The 14,930-nt window shown below is 36.9% G+C and carries 15 protein-coding genes; 2 read left to right on the forward strand and 13 right to left on the reverse strand.

Annotated features, from left to right (window positions below):
- Positions 1-126 precede the first annotated feature (126 nt).
- The gene (locus C7K43_RS04890; protein WP_124005837.1) at positions 127-567 is read right to left on the reverse strand and encodes a Fur family transcriptional regulator; all 441 of its coding nucleotides are present in this window, start codon (positions 565-567) and stop codon (positions 127-129) included.
- 91 nt (positions 568-658) lie between these two features.
- On the opposite strand from C7K43_RS04890, the gene C7K43_RS04895 reads away from it, so the two are divergent.
- Positions 659-1,522 (forward strand): pyruvate, water dikinase regulatory protein, encoded by an 864-nt coding sequence (locus tag C7K43_RS04895; protein WP_124005838.1) that lies wholly within the window; start codon positions 659-661, stop codon positions 1,520-1,522.
- A gap of 155 nt (positions 1,523-1,677) precedes the next feature.
- On the opposite strand, the gene thrB is transcribed toward C7K43_RS04895, so the two are convergent.
- From thrB to C7K43_RS04930, 7 genes are all read right to left on the reverse strand, one after another.
- Positions 1,678-2,553, reverse strand: a complete 876-nt coding sequence (gene thrB, locus C7K43_RS04900; RefSeq protein ID WP_124005839.1) for a homoserine kinase — start codon at positions 2,551-2,553, stop codon at positions 1,678-1,680.
- Positions 2,554-2,556: 3 nt separating this feature from the next.
- Complete coding sequence (locus tag C7K43_RS04905) at positions 2,557-3,813, reverse strand: homoserine dehydrogenase (RefSeq protein WP_124005840.1); 1,257 nt, start codon at positions 3,811-3,813, stop codon at positions 2,557-2,559.
- Between the two features lie 248 nt (positions 3,814-4,061).
- Entirely contained in the window at positions 4,062-4,355 is a 294-nt protein-coding gene (locus C7K43_RS04910; RefSeq protein WP_124005841.1) for an ArsR/SmtB family transcription factor, read from the reverse strand.
- A 115-nt stretch (positions 4,356-4,470) separates the two neighbouring features.
- Entirely contained in the window at positions 4,471-6,198 is a 1,728-nt protein-coding gene (locus tag C7K43_RS04915; protein WP_124005842.1) for a phospho-sugar mutase, read from the reverse strand.
- Between the two features lie 186 nt (positions 6,199-6,384).
- Positions 6,385-7,818, reverse strand: coding sequence for a 6-phospho-beta-glucosidase (locus C7K43_RS04920; protein ID WP_124005843.1), 1,434 nt, complete (start codon positions 7,816-7,818; stop codon positions 6,385-6,387).
- Between the two features lie 24 nt (positions 7,819-7,842).
- The gene (locus tag C7K43_RS04925) at positions 7,843-8,679 is read right to left on the reverse strand and encodes an HAD family hydrolase (RefSeq protein ID WP_124005844.1); all 837 of its coding nucleotides are present in this window, start codon (positions 8,677-8,679) and stop codon (positions 7,843-7,845) included.
- Positions 8,680-8,692: 13 nt separating this feature from the next.
- The gene (locus C7K43_RS04930) at positions 8,693-9,274 is read right to left on the reverse strand and encodes a histidine phosphatase family protein (protein ID WP_124005845.1); all 582 of its coding nucleotides are present in this window, start codon (positions 9,272-9,274) and stop codon (positions 8,693-8,695) included.
- A 171-nt stretch (positions 9,275-9,445) separates the two neighbouring features.
- On the opposite strand from C7K43_RS04930, the gene C7K43_RS04935 reads away from it, so the two are divergent.
- Complete coding sequence (locus C7K43_RS04935; protein WP_124005846.1) at positions 9,446-10,363, forward strand: MurR/RpiR family transcriptional regulator; 918 nt, start codon at positions 9,446-9,448, stop codon at positions 10,361-10,363.
- Positions 10,364-10,510: 147 nt separating this feature from the next.
- On the opposite strand, the gene C7K43_RS04940 is transcribed toward C7K43_RS04935, so the two are convergent.
- From C7K43_RS04940 to tyrS, 5 genes are all read right to left on the reverse strand, one after another.
- Positions 10,511-10,726, reverse strand: a complete 216-nt coding sequence (locus C7K43_RS04940) for a YneF family protein (protein ID WP_124005847.1) — start codon at positions 10,724-10,726, stop codon at positions 10,511-10,513.
- A gap of 94 nt (positions 10,727-10,820) precedes the next feature.
- Positions 10,821-11,630, reverse strand: a complete 810-nt coding sequence (locus tag C7K43_RS04945) for an aldo/keto reductase (RefSeq protein WP_124005848.1) — start codon at positions 11,628-11,630, stop codon at positions 10,821-10,823.
- An 87-nt stretch (positions 11,631-11,717) separates the two neighbouring features.
- Positions 11,718-12,608 carry a deoxyribonuclease IV gene (locus C7K43_RS04950; protein ID WP_124005849.1) on the reverse strand — a complete coding sequence of 297 codons (891 nt, stop codon included), beginning with the start codon at positions 12,606-12,608 and terminating at the stop codon, positions 11,718-11,720.
- A gap of 40 nt (positions 12,609-12,648) precedes the next feature.
- Positions 12,649-13,563 carry an AEC family transporter gene (locus tag C7K43_RS04955; RefSeq protein WP_124005850.1) on the reverse strand — a complete coding sequence of 305 codons (915 nt, stop codon included), beginning with the start codon at positions 13,561-13,563 and terminating at the stop codon, positions 12,649-12,651.
- A 73-nt stretch (positions 13,564-13,636) separates the two neighbouring features.
- On the reverse strand, positions 13,637-14,899 hold the full coding sequence (gene tyrS / locus C7K43_RS04960) for a tyrosine--tRNA ligase (RefSeq protein WP_124005851.1): 1,263 nt from the start codon (positions 14,897-14,899) through the stop codon (positions 13,637-13,639).
- Positions 14,900-14,930: the final 31 nt, after the last annotated feature.

Raw genomic sequence — 14,930 nt, forward strand, 5'->3', positions numbered from 1 at the left:
ACAACGGCTCTCAATCTCCGTCTGTTTGAAAGATTTTTTATTTCATCTACATTTTTGGCACATGGCCTTTTCTTACCTCTATTTAAAAGAAAAAACCACCTCTTAAACAGATGGCTTTGGTTATTTTTAAGCAATTTTTTGACAGTTTTCACAGTGGCCAAAAATTTCAAAGCGATGGTCTTCAATCGTACATCCAGGTAATTGATCTTGGAAAAAGTCCATGGGACAAGTCGTTAATTCTTTTGTCTTACCACATACCGTACATATAAAATGGTGATGATGATGTTCGGCTCCTTGGAGTGAACAGTTAAAGCGAAACTTCATTTCACCATCTAGTTCAGTGTCTTCTAAAATGCCAATGGTCGAAAAATCACGTAGGTTACGGTAAATCGTATCATAACTAATACCAGAGTATTTCTGATTTAAAAAATCATGTAATTCTTTTGCCGCAACATAGCGATTGTTTTGTGCCAAATAGGAAATAATCGCTTCTCTTTTTTTTGTATACTTAAAACCGTAATCCTTCATTTGGTGCACGGCTTCTTTAACCATAGTTTGATTTTCCATCTCATTTTCCTCCAAACCAAAACCATTTCGATTCCATTTCTGAATCTATGTTATAATAATCATAATTAAATTGCAAGCGAGGGATAACAACATGACAGAAGAAAGCAATAAAACGAACGTAACTATATTTGTAATTTCTGATTCTGCCGGAGAAACTGCCTCAAAATTAGCCCAAGCTACTATGGCGCAATATCCTGCAGTCGAGTTCGTCTTAATCAGACGTACGTTCATTACCACAGATAAATCATTACTTAAAGCTTTAAATGATGCAAAAAACTATAATGCAATCATCTTGCATACACTAATTAATAAACATTTGGTAGAAATTACTCACCAGTTTTGCCAAGAACATCAGCTTTATCAGTTCGATATCTTGACGCCGCCGGTTGAAGAAGTTACTAACAGAACGGGAGTAGAACCTTCAAACGAACCAGGTGCGATGCATCACTTAGATGAGAATTACTTTAGACGCATTAAAGCGATGGAATTTACCGTTAAGTATGATGATGGAAAAGATCCACGAGGATTTTTAGAAGCCGATATTGTATTGTTGGGTGTATCACGTACTTCCAAAACACCCTTAAGTTTGTTTTTAGCTAATAAAAACTTAAAAGTTGCCAACTTACCGATTGTTCCGCAAGCTCATATTCCTAAACAACTTTGGGAAATTAATCCCAATAAAATCGTGGGTTTAACAAACGACCCAGAAGTGCTTAATACCATTCGTAAGGAACGGATGATTGCCTATGGACTGAGTCCAGATTCTGCCTATTCAGATATCGATAAGATCAAAGAAGAACTCGCATTTGCTAAAGATCTTTATGATCAGCTGGGTTGTATTATCATTAATGTCGCTTCATTATCCATTGAAGAAACGGCTTCAATGGTCATGAACGAATTAGGCTTGGAAGATCATGGGTATTACGGCTCAGAAGGCGAAATTAACGATATTTAAAAAGGCCGGGACAAAGTCTCCGACAATGATCGTTTTCTGAATAACTAGAAATTTGCTCCTGTAGTTCTGTAGGTCCTTGTTTCAAAGGACTGAAGACTGGAGTTCTAGTTATTCGTGAATCATTGTTGGAAATAAACGATGTCCCTGCCTTTTTTTTAAAATACCTGAACGCCCTCACGGTCCACCGATAGCTGTTCGATCTGAGCAGATCCTTCCATTTGCTCTAATTCAAATGTAATTAAGTCCGATTTTTCTTCACTAGTTAAAATCAAAACAGTCGGTCCTGCTCCACTGAGAAATGCAGCATAACCCTCATTTCGTTTGACAATTTCTCGGATCGTGGCTAAATGTGGTACAAATTCTTGACGATAAGCTTCATGCCAACGATCTTGCTCCATCATTTTTCCAGCAAGACGCAAATCACCATTTAAAACGGCTGCAATCATCACATTAGCAATCGAACTCGCTTTGACTGCTTCTTCAAAGGAAAGTGTCTCAGGCAATACGCTGCGGCTTTCTTTTGTTAATACTTGTGAATGAGGAATATAAGCAATAATCTGGCATTCAGGAAAATAGTGCTTTACATAATGAATGGTCGGTTTATTTTGATTAAAAAAGTAACTGGCAACCACAAAATCTCCACAAATAGCCGGGGCACAATTATCAGGATGCCCTTCAATCGAAGTAGCAATTTCAATTTTTTGTCTTTCAGTCAAGTTTAAGTTTTCCAACCGATTTGCTAGTTCAATCCCTGCAACAATTATCGAAGAACTGCTGCCTAATCCACGCGCAATTGGAATAGAAGACGTCATTTTTAAATGCTGAGGTTTTAGCCCAGGAGCAACTTGTTGAGCTGTTTGTATAAGCAGATTTTGTTCATCATGAGGGATTGCATCCCCTAACTCATGGTCCACTGTCCATTTGGTATCTTCTTCTATAATTTCTATTGTTAAATAACTTGATAAGGCAACACCGCAAGAATCAAAGCCTGGACCTAAGTTAGCGCTTGTAGCTGGCACACAGATTTTCATTTTCTATTTCCCCCAAACACTTAATATTTGTTTGATATGACTCACTTGTTGCAATTGTTCCAGCAACGAGTTCTTTTGCTCTACTGTTAACTGATTTGTAATGAAAGCGGCCCCTGTGTTTTTTGGTTGTTGTTTAAAAAACACCGGCGTGATTTGTTGTTTTTCTAAAAATGCCGGTAAATCAACCTTACAATCAGAAAGTAAGAGATAATAGCTAGACGTCATTTCTTCATGGATTTTACAGCTTGGTAAATCAGACGTACTCATTTGTAGTGCTTGCGAACTATCTATCATGTTTTGGGCAATTTTTAAAATATCGGTCACAACACTTGCAGCAGTCGGCGATGCTCCAGCGCCAGGCCCATAGAGCATTGAACTTCCGATGGCCTCACTTTCAATAAATACAGCATTCATTTCGTTTTTGACCAACGCTAGCGGATGAGTCTGGGAAATAAGAACTGGCGATACTGCAGCATAAATTTCTCCAGAGACTTTTTCTGCTTGGGCAAGTAGTTTGATCTGGTATCCAAATTTTTGGGCGTAAAAAATATCCGTTTGTGTGATTTCACGTATTCCTTTAATTTGAACATCATTTAATGACAGGTCTTTACTAAATGCTAATCGAACTAAAATCATTAATTTATAAGCAGCATCCCAACCATCGACGTCATTGGTAGGGTCTGATTCGGCAAAACCTGCAGATTGAGCAGTTTTTAAAACCTCATCATAAGAAATTTCTGCTTCTGTCATCTGAGTCAGCATGAAATTAGTTGTGCCATTTAAAATCCCTTGTATTTCGGTAATTTCATCTGCGATAAAACTGCTATTTAATGTTTGTAAAATCGGAATGCCACCGGCAACGCTTGCTTCATAAAACAACGAAACATTATTTTCTTCTGCAATAGCCGTTAGTTCATTGCCAAATTGTGCAATTAAATCTTTATTGGCTGTAACGACATGTTTTTTATGCTGTAGCGCTTGGGCAATCCATTCCTTAGCAGGATGAATACCGCCGATTAATTCCACCACAATAGCAATATCAGAATCCTCTAGAATTTCATCAAATTCAGTTGTTAATACAAGTTGGTGTTTTTCAGCTTGCTTTTTTTTATTTTCCTTGGAACGTACCAATACTTTTGCAATCGAAAAGGTTAAACCTGTCTGTTGCTTAATTTTTTCTTTGGCAGCTGTTAAGTTTTCAACAAGACCGTTGGCCACAACACCTAAACCTAAGACAGCGATCTTTACTTCTTTATCCATACTTACTCCTTTAAAGATGTTATTAAACCCGAAAATTTTATGCTCTTTTATTATTAAAGACATTTGTTTCCTATTCTTTTGTCCTATAGCTCAAAATAGGACATTCGTTTTGCAAAATCATGTCCTGAGAAAAAATTAAAGCATTGTGCTTTCACGTTAAAAACATTTTCACGAATTTCTAATTTTCTTGTCTAAGCATAACAAAATTTCATCAAGAAAAAAAGAACTTTCTGCTTGAAAGTCCTTTTTTAGCGGTGCTGAACGTGCCTAAAGGTTTGTTCTAAAATATCTAAAATATGGGCATCATCAACGCTATACAGTATTGCTTTTCCCTGTCTTTTAGTTTTTACTACACGATTATCACGCAATAATTTTAATTGATGAGAAACAGCAGATTGTTCCATATCCACTTCCTGAGCAATAGCTGTCACGTTTTTTTCTCCTTCTTTTATTGCCAGTACGATCTTTAAACGCGTCACGTCACTCAGTACTTTAAAAATTTGGCTGACATGTTCAATATCTTGAATTGGTGTTTTAGCCATGACGACCTCCTATTACAATTTTTCGAGTGAAAAAAGCTAGGACAAAAATCGTTATAATCCTTGTCCTAGATAATCTCCGCTTGCTAGTTTAGCAAGAAATGTCTCTATTATACAACTAATTTTCAGTGATTTCATTGATCGCAGCTTGTAGTAGCTCAATTTTTTGTTCGGCACGTTCATCAGAATCAGCTTTTACACCAATATAAAATTTGATTTTGGGTTCCGTACCGGAAGGACGAATCGCCAGCCAACTTTCGTCTTCTAATGTATATTTTAAAACATCGGACGGTGGTGACGCAATTTTTTCAGTGTCGCCTGCTGCATTTTTACGGATAAGTTGTTGAAAATCTTCCGTCTGAACTACTTTGATACCTGCAAACTCAGTTGGGGTTTGTTCTCTAAAAGATTTCATTAAAGCGGCAATTTGAGCAGAACCTTCTTGTCCAGCCTTAGTCAATGAAATTGTTTTTTCTGCATAATAACCATACTCAGCAAAAATTTCTTGTAATGCATCATACAGTGTCTTTCCTTGTTTCTTATAAGCAGCAGCAACTTCTGCTAGTAGAACAAGTGCTTGAATGGCATCTTTATCGCGTACAAAAGGTTGAACTAAGAAACCATAGCTTTCTTCAAAGCCAAAGATAAAAGTATGACTATTGTCAATTTCAAATTCTTTGATTTTTTCAGCAATAAATTTAAATCCCGTTAGTACATTAGTAACAGGAACACCATAACTTTGGGCAATTGCTGTAGCCAGTTCACTCGAAACAATTGATTTTAAGATCATTGCATTTTCTGGCAGAGCGTTGGTTTTTTTACGAGCTTCTAAGATATAGCGAATAAACAAAGCGCCGATTTGGTTACCGGTAAGTACTTTATATTCACCATTTGGCATCCGCACTGCAGCCCCTAAACGATCGGCATCAGGGTCGGTCGCAATTAACAGATCCGCATTTTCTTTTTTTCCTAAACGCATCGCATATTCAAATGCTGAAGTTTCCTCTGGGTTGGGCGATTTCACTGTTGAAAAATCAGGATCAGCTACCGCTTGTTCTGGTTCTAAAATAAATTCTTTAAAACCTGCTTGGCGTAAAGCTTTTTCGCCTAGCATTTTTCCAGTACCATGCAAAGGTGTGTAAACTAATTTTAATTGATCTCCCATTTGATCGATCACATCTTGATCAATGGTTACCGTACTTAATTCTGCTAAATAAGCCTGGTCGACTTCTTCACCAATCATTGTAACAAGGCCTTCATCTTTAGCCGCTGTTTCTGACATCACAGGAATGGTTAAAGGATTGTCCACTTCGCGGATTAAGGCTGTCACAAGATCAGCATCCGCTGGTGGCATTTGCCCGCCATCTTCACCGTATACTTTATAACCATTATATTCTGGCGGATTGTGAGAAGCTGTAATCATGATACCGGTAAATGTTCCTAAGTAACGAACAGCAAAAGATAACTCTGGTGTAGGTCGTAAACTTTCAAAAACATAAGCGGGAATATTATGATAAGCTAATGTTTTAGCTGCTTCTAGCGCAAACTCTTGAGAAAGATGGCGCGAATCATAAGCAATCGCTACACCTCTTCTTGCGGCATCAAACCCTTGTTTAACCATAAAGTTTGCTAAGCCTTCCGTTGCTTGGCGAACGGTATAAATATTCATTCGATTAATACCTGGCCCTAAAACGCCACGCATCCCTGCGGTACCAAATTCAAGCGGTGCATAAAAAGCATCTTCTAACTCTGTTTCTTTTCCCTTTAGCTCGGCTAGCTGTTCTTTTAAATGGTTATCCAGCGAATCATCATTTGCCCATTGTTCATAAATTTCCTTCCAGGACATAACAAACCACCTCTTTATTTATTTTGTCAATTTAATTATATCACAGTCTATTGATATTCAGACAATATGGCCTAAAAAAGTGTTTTTCTTTTTCACATACTAAAAACCCCCCGTTAGGACTTTTTGCTTTCAATGTCCTATCAGGGGTTTTTATGGTTTGCTATTCAGTATTTTTAGCTGAAAATTTTAATTATTAGATAAATCTTCACCGTTTGATGCGATAACTTTTTTATACCAATCAAATGATTTTTTCTTCGAACGATTCAATGTCCCATTGCCTTCATTATCTAAATCCACATAAATGAAACCGTAACGTTTTTTCATTTCGCCGCTACCCGCTGAAACCAGATCGATACATCCCCAGCTGGTGTAACCCATCAAATCAACACCATCGATTTCAACAGCGTCTTTCATCGCTTGGATATGTTTAGCCAAATAATCGATGCGATAGTCATCTTTAACATAACCATTTTCGTCAGGTTGGTCGATGGCACCTAAGCCATTTTCTACAATAAACAATGGTTTTTGATAACGGTCATAAATATCGTTCATTGTGATGCGTAAACCTAGTGGATCGATTTGCCAACCCCATTCGCTTGATTCTAAATAAGGATTTTCAACCGAAGCAAAGATATTTCCTTGTGTTTGTTTCAATAATTCAGGGTCGCTAGTAGCTACACGAGAAGAATAATAAGAAAATGAAATAAAGTCTACGGTATTTTCTTTTAATATTTCTTCATCGCCATCTTCCATTTTAATATCGATGCCTTGGCGTTTTAAATCTTTCAAGAAGTAAGCTGGGTATTCACCGCGTGATTGTACATCGATAAAGAAGTAACTTTCCCGATCTTTTTTACGAGATTCCCAAACATCTTCAGGTCGGCAATTGTATGGGTAATAGGACCCAGAAGCCAGCATACATCCTACTTGGTTATTCGGATCTACTTCGTGCGCAATTCTGGTGGCAATCGCGCTTGATACTAATTCATGGTGTGCAGATTGATATTTGACTTGTTCTTCGTTTTCGCCTTCTTCGAAATACAAACCAGCGCCCATAAATGGTGCATGTAAAATCATATTGATTTCATTAAAAGTCAACCAGTATTTTACTAGACCTTTATAACGATTGAAGAGTGTACGACAAAGACGTTCATAAAAAGCGACCATTTTCCGGTTACGCCAACCACCATATTCCTTAATTAAATGCATAGGGCAATCAAAGTGGGTAATCGTTACTAGCGGTTCAATACCATATTTATGACATTCATTAAACAAATCTTCATAAAATTGCAGGCCTTCTTCATTTGGCTCAGTTTCATCACCATTAGGAAAAATACGTGTCCAGGCAATGGATAGACGATAAGTTTTAAAGCCCATTTCACCAAATAAAGCAATATCTTCTTTGTACCGATGATACATATCAATCCCTAATTTTGCAGGGAAATGATGTTTGTCATCAAAATCAAACATTTTCTTTTGACCAGAAATAATTGCTGCACGATCTGGTCCATTTGGTACGACATCGACGTTGGCTAAACCACGTCCGCCTTCGTTATATCCACCTTCACATTGATTAGCAGCCGTTGCGCCGCCCCATAAAAAGTCTTTTCTAAATCCCATTTTACTTCCTACTTTCTTTTTCATTTAAATTAATTGAAAATGTTCAAATGCTTTATATAAACCGTCATCTTCTACAGATGCAGTGATATAGTCAGCAATTTTTTTAATCTCGTTGCCACCATTTCCCATCGCCACGCCAATTTGGCAATGATGCAACATAGGAATATCCACCTTTGCATCCCCAAAAGCGAGAGAGTTGCTTACATCTTTTGCCAAAAAATTTAACAATTCATCAATCGCTACTGCTTTGTCAATATTTTTTAAAGCAATATCGCCAAACAAAGCTTTTTCGCCAACACCACCCCATGTTCCAACTTTCAAAGATGGAAACATCTTTTGGGCTGCTAAGAAATCCTCATAGCTGTCTAAAATAAAACTAATTTTGTTAACGTCCTCGCGATATAAAGTTCCACCATAAATCATATTTGGAAAGACAGTTGCAGGCGTTGCTTGCTGAGCATCTGGTTTTCCTTTATAAGCAACGTATTCCTGTATCGTTTTTTGGCCCCGTTGATTAAAGTTATCGCTGCCAAATAACCCATTATTACTTTCTAAATAAAATTCCAATCCACGGCCTTTTAACCAATCGACAATTTGCTTTGTATCCTCTCCTGTAAGCGTCTTTTCTTTTACCACTTGGCCTTGTGATTCGATATAACTACCGTTACCGCCTATGTAGCCATCAAAGCCAATCGCTAAAAGGGAGTCATACATCTCTGCTTTTGCGCGGCCAGTCACCGTATATACTTGGTGCCCATTTTCTTGTGCCTTATGGATAGCTTCTACAGCACTTTCTGGTAATTGGTTATGATAATCTACTAAGGTGCCATCCACATCTAAAAATACAATTTTTGCATTCATTTATCGCTTTCCCCTATTTCCCAGGATCAATACTCGTTTGTAAGTAAAATTCACCATTTTGGTATTCGTAAACCAAAATGCAGCAATTCGAAAAAGTGGGACGTTGGTCATTTTCTTGCCGCCATTTTAAATAAAATGAATAAAGGGCGCCTCCATGACTTACTGCCAGTGCATTTTCTCCAGTTAAATCGTCCATAACTTGTGTTAACGTTTGCGACATACGGCTTGCTACCTGATCAACTGATTCGCCATCATAATCTAAAAAGTAATCCCCGTAACTTTCTTCACCGGGTTTATGCGGCGGATTCAAATACTCTGGCGCACCTTCATAAAGGCCAAAGTTCCACTCTTTCAACCCCTTTTTACGAATATAGGAGTCACCTGCTTGCACAATTTCCATTGTGTCACAGGCTCTTTCTTGAGTTGAAGAATAAGCTGCATCAAATTGAATCTGTTCTTGTAAAAAATAGTCTCTTGCTTGTTTGGCCTGATCTTTACCTAGTGTCGTTAAAGGTGAATCACAGGCGCCCTGCACTCTTTTTAGCTGATTGAACAGAGTTTGTCCATGACGCATAAGATAAAGTTTCTTCCTCATTTTTCGCCTTCTTTCCAAATTCATTTACAGCTATATTATCTACAATATAAAACAAATTCGCAAGACGATCCCGAATTTTCAATTATTATTTACAGATAAATAAAAAGTCTCGACAATATTCGTAAACGTCATTTACAATATAAAGTAAAACTACGTAAATGAGGGGATTTCATGCTATTAACAGAAAAAATCGAAGAAATTACTTTTTCTCCTGCTGAAACAAACGTGATCAATTACATTCTTACCGATTATACAAAAATTGAAGACACTACAGTAAAAGCTATTGCCAAAGAAACTTTTGTACACCCTTCTACCTTGATTCGTGTAGCAAAAAAATTAGGTTTTCATGGTTGGAATGATTTCAAAGCAGCTTTTGTGAAAAAACAACAATATTTACATAATCATTTTGTCCAAACAGATGCCAATCTACCATTTGTTGAAAATGATAGTATTTTAACGATCGCACAAAAAATCGCTTCTTTAGAACAAGCGACTATTGCAGATACACTTTCCTTACTTGAACATAAAGAATTACAAAAAGCGACCGAACTATTATATCAATCAAAGCAAATCAAAATTTTTACTTCTAACGCTAATCTTTTGATTTCACAAGATTTTGCTTTAAAAATGCGCCGAATAAAAAAACAAACCAGTGCAGCAGAAATCATTGGCGAACAAGTTTATGATGCTCACAGCACGGACGAAAATACTTGTGTTCTGTTGATTTCTTACACTGGCGAAAATAGCATGCTCAAACGGCTTCTCCCCATTTTGAAGCAACAAGGTGCAACAATTATCGCGCTAACAGGAATTGGCGAGAACACTTTGACAAAATTTGCCGATTGCCATTTACACTTAGCAACGCGAGAAAAGCTCTATTCAAAAATTAGTAGTTATACAACAAGTACGTCAATTTCTTATTTATTAGATATCTTGTATAGCACAGTTTTTGCTAAAAATTATCAAAAAAATATGGCTCATTTAGTTGCTATCGGAAAAGAATATGATAATCGAACAAGTACCTCACCTGTCATGCATGAAGGCAGCTCAGCCAAACTACAAATAACCGATTCTTTTATTCCTAATTAAATGACCCTAAAAAATGACCACATTTCTATGATTTTAAAGAAATTTAGAGGAGGCAGAGTAAATTTGGTCTAGTTTTTGAAAAATAAAGAAAAATTTGTTACTCTTCTTTTCATAAAAAAAAGCGAATCTTTAAGATCCGCTTTTTTCTTATTTTTGATTTTTCATTTGTTGCATCATTTGACGTATTTTCTTTTCAGAAGGTTTTTGCCCCATTGACATCATCATTGTGCGTAACATATCTTCATTAATGGGTGGATTTTTTTTCATATAGTCTTCCATGTATTTACGTGCTAAAAAGAAACCGCCAATAGCTCCAATAACTAAAGCGATCACTGCAATCAAGATTACATAACCGATTGACATTTTGTATTCTCCTTTCCTCTAGACTGTCCATTAAGTATTTTACTAGAAAAATAACGAAAAGAAAAGGTAGAAATCACTCTTTTTAACAATTACCTTACAACTGATCTAATTCGTCCATATCCTCTTTTTGTAAAACAAAATCGACTTGAGCATTTTCTAAAATATAGGTTTCATGCACAGACTTAGGAAGTGGCAATACATCTTTTTGCAACAAGTAACGAATAGCGATTTGTGGAATGGATTTGTCATATTTTTTCGCTATTTTTTGAATCCGTTCATCATCTAGTATTCCACCAGTCGCTAGCGGTGAATAACCTTCGACTAAGATCGAATGCTTCTGACAAAAATCAATATTACCTGTACTCAAATTGCCAATATAACATTTGATTTGGTTAACCATGGGTTTTATTTTCCCATTTTCGATAATATTTTTTAGGTCATCAATATTGAAATTTGACACACCGATTGCTTTTGTTTTTCCTTCATGGTAAGCATCTTCTAAAGCTTGCCATACTTGATTATTCTTCCGATCATCATTTTCGCGTGGTTCGCCAATTCTACTCCAAGGTCTAGGCGCGTGGATCAATAACAAATCAACATGATCCAAGCCCAAACGTCGCAAGGACTCATCAATATTTTCCATCGCTTTTGCATAGGTATCTGTTTCTGCTGGGACTTTGGTTGTAACAAAAATTTCATCGCGAGCCACAGAGGCATCCTTTATCGCTTGACCCACTTCAGTTTCATTTCCATAAACATACGCAGTGTCTACATGTTTATAGCCATTATCCAAGGCGTATTTCGTAGCACGATAAGCATCATCTGGAGACATTTGCCAAGTACCAAAACCAATTTTAGGTATCTTTGTATCATTTGCTAATTGAAAAGTTTCCTCTAAAATCATCGTTCATCCCTGCCCTTCTAATTTTTATTATACAGAAAAATGACCAGGTACACAAAAAGCAGAAATGAGTATTCTGCTTTTGCTCACTTACTGTTGTTCAATTTTTTCTAACAAATCAGGATCAAATTTCCCATTACGAAGCATCGCAATTTCAAAGCCATAAGGTGATTTTTTATTTTTCTTATCTTCACCCACCCAAGGCGTTTCTAAAATTTTGGGTAATTTCGCTAATTTATCATGATGTGCCACTTGATTCAAAGCATCAAAACCAATAGTCCCAAAACCAATATTAGCATGGCGGTCTTTATGTGAGCCTTGGTCATTTTTAGAATCATTGATATGAACGACTTTCAAACGATCTAAACCGATCACTTTGTCAAATTCATCCAATACCCCATCAAAATCATCGCGAATGTTATATCCTGCATCACTAGCGTGGCAGGTATCAAATGTGACCGAAAGTTTATCATTTAAAGTAACTCCGTCGATAATGCGCGCAATTTCTTCAAAAGATCGGCCAATTTCAGTCCCCTTTCCAGCCATAGTCTCTAGCGCAATTTGTGCTACCTGATTTTTATCTAGTGCTTCATTTAAACCTTTGACAATTTGTGCGATACCAGCATCTGCTCCAGCGCCTACATGTGAGCCAGGATGCAACGTAATTTGTTTGGCACCTAGTGCTTCTGCCCGTTCAATTTCATCTTTTAAAAACTGAATAGCAAATTCAAAAGCTTGCTTTTTAGCTGGATTACCTAAATTAACGATATACGGCGCATGAACAACAATATTGGACAAGCCATGTTCATCCATATATTTTTTTCCTTCATCAATACGCATATCTTCAATCGCTTTTCTGCGAGTATTTTGTGGAGCTCCTGTATAGATCATGAAGGTAGACGCGTCATAGCTCGCAGCTTCTTGGGCAGAACCTAACAACATCTCTTTTCCTTTCATTGAAACATGAGAACCTATTAACATATCATTTCCTCCTATCTTTTTTCCTATGTATCTGAAATTTTTAAACAGATGAGCCTAGCAATAGTAATAGTAGGGTCATCAACGGCAAGCTCACTAAGAAACTAACGGAAGAAGCAAACCCGACACTTTCTTCTTTGATTCCTGCTATGACCGAGTTCACTACGCCAAATAATGGCACCGGCGTAACACAAAGCAGACACAGGATAATTTTAGTTAGTGAGGCGATGGGTAACAAATAAAAGAATAATACAAACAATAATCCCATTGCATAACGTAATGTTAATAACTGTAAAACGGTGTTACGATCGGGTTTAGGTAAACGTAATTCTAAATACAAACCGATCATGAACATCGACAAAAAGACATTGGCGTCCGCCACCGGTTCTAATACCGTTAGAAAAGACGCGGGTAAGTCAATGGAAATTAAGCGTAACCCTAACATAACCACATAGCAAGTGAAAGGAATTGAGGAAAACAATTGCCTCAATATACTTTTAAAATGAACCCCAGTGTTTTGTCCCGTTAAACGATCACTGACAACTTTGGTACCACCAGCAAGCATAATACTGTTCCCAATATCAAACATGGATAATAAAGGAACGCCTAATGGTAAGAAGCCTTGCACAAAAGGCAATGTGAAGTTTCCAATATTAAAACCAGAGGCACAATAGATAAAAAATTGCTGGTCAGTTGTTGTTTTCTTTTTAGCTGCAAAATAACTTAGAAAAATTTGTAAGAATGACCAAAGTAATCCAAGTAATACAAACAGTAGTAAATTGCCCTTGATATCTAGATTAGCTAAATTAATAATGACAACTGCCGGCAAAGTCACATTCATAATCACAATAGATAAGCTGGAACCGTCTGCTTTGTTCAAAAAGCCAATCTGCTTTAAAAAATAAGCCAGTAAGATAATTAAAAACAAACCGACAGCGCGCGTGATAATCGTTCCCAATCAAAAAACTTCCTTCTTAAAAAAATCGAATCACAAGAAAACAAATCTCTTGTGATTCTTTTCCTATCTTTCATTAAAAGCGCAACATAAAGTATCTTTTTTTGCCGCGACGAATAACGGTGGTTTTTCCACTTAATTTATCCTCTTCAGCAATTTCGTAACTAGTATCTTGAATGCGATCACCATTAAGATAGATCGCTCCATTATTGATATCTTCTCTTGCTTGTCGCTTCGAAGTTTCAATACCCGCAGCAAGTAATAGGTCAACGAGGTTCAACGAATCTTCAGAACTAACTTCATAAGCGGGTACGCCACTAAAAGCTTGGTCTAATTCATCTGCATTTAACGCCTTTATCGAGCCATTAAATAATGCATCAGAGATACGTACAGCTTGCTCATAAGCTTCTTTTCCGTGAACTAGAGTAGTCACATCTTTAGCTAATGCTTTTTGAGCTACTCGCGTTTCCGGAGCTTGATTGAATTCTTCCTCAATTTCAGCAATTTCATCTAAACGAAAGAAAGTAAAGTATTTCAAGAACTTGACCGCATCACGATCATCTGTATTCAACCAAAATTGGTAAAATTCATAAGGGCTCGTTTTGTTAGCATCTAACCAAATAGCGTTGCCTTCGGTTTTACCAAATTTTTTTCCGTCTGCTTTGGTAATTAATGGTATCGTCAAGCCAAAACCTTGCACTCCTTCTTCACGGTGCAATAATTCAATCCCTGAGGTAATATTTCCCCATTGATCACTTCCACCTAATTGCAAAAGGCAGCCATATTTTTGGTATAATTTTAAAAAGTCATAAGCTTGTAATAATTGATAAGCGAATTCAGTATAAGAAATCCCTGCCTCAATACGGCGTTTCACACTTTCTTTACTCATCATATAATTAATTGTAAAATTTTTACCCACATCACGCAAAAAATCGATCAAGGTCATTTCGCCTAACCAATCGTAATTATTGGCGACAATCGCAGGATTTTTTTCATTATTAAAATCAATAAATTGTGATAATTGTTGCTTAATGTTATTAGACCAATCTTGAACGGTTGATAAAGGGTTTAATTGCCGTTCTTGGTCTTTAAATGATGGATCTCCAATCATTCCGGTACCGCCGCCTACTAGCGCGATTGGAACGTGGCCATTTTGTTGAAAGCGACGAAGCATCAGAATGGGCAATAAATGTCCAATATGTAGGCTGTCTGCGGTAGGATCGAATCCTACATATAATTTTACAGACTCTTCGTTTAATTGTTTTTCTAGTGTCTCTTCATCCGTTGTTTGATGAACGAGCCCGCGTTGTTTTAATTCTTGAAAAAAGTCTGAATGCATGGCATTTCCTCCTTGTAAAATATACTCATTG

The sequence above is a fragment of the Tetragenococcus koreensis genome (genome assembly GCF_003795145.1).
GTDB lineage: Bacteria > Bacillota > Bacilli > Lactobacillales > Enterococcaceae > Tetragenococcus > Tetragenococcus koreensis.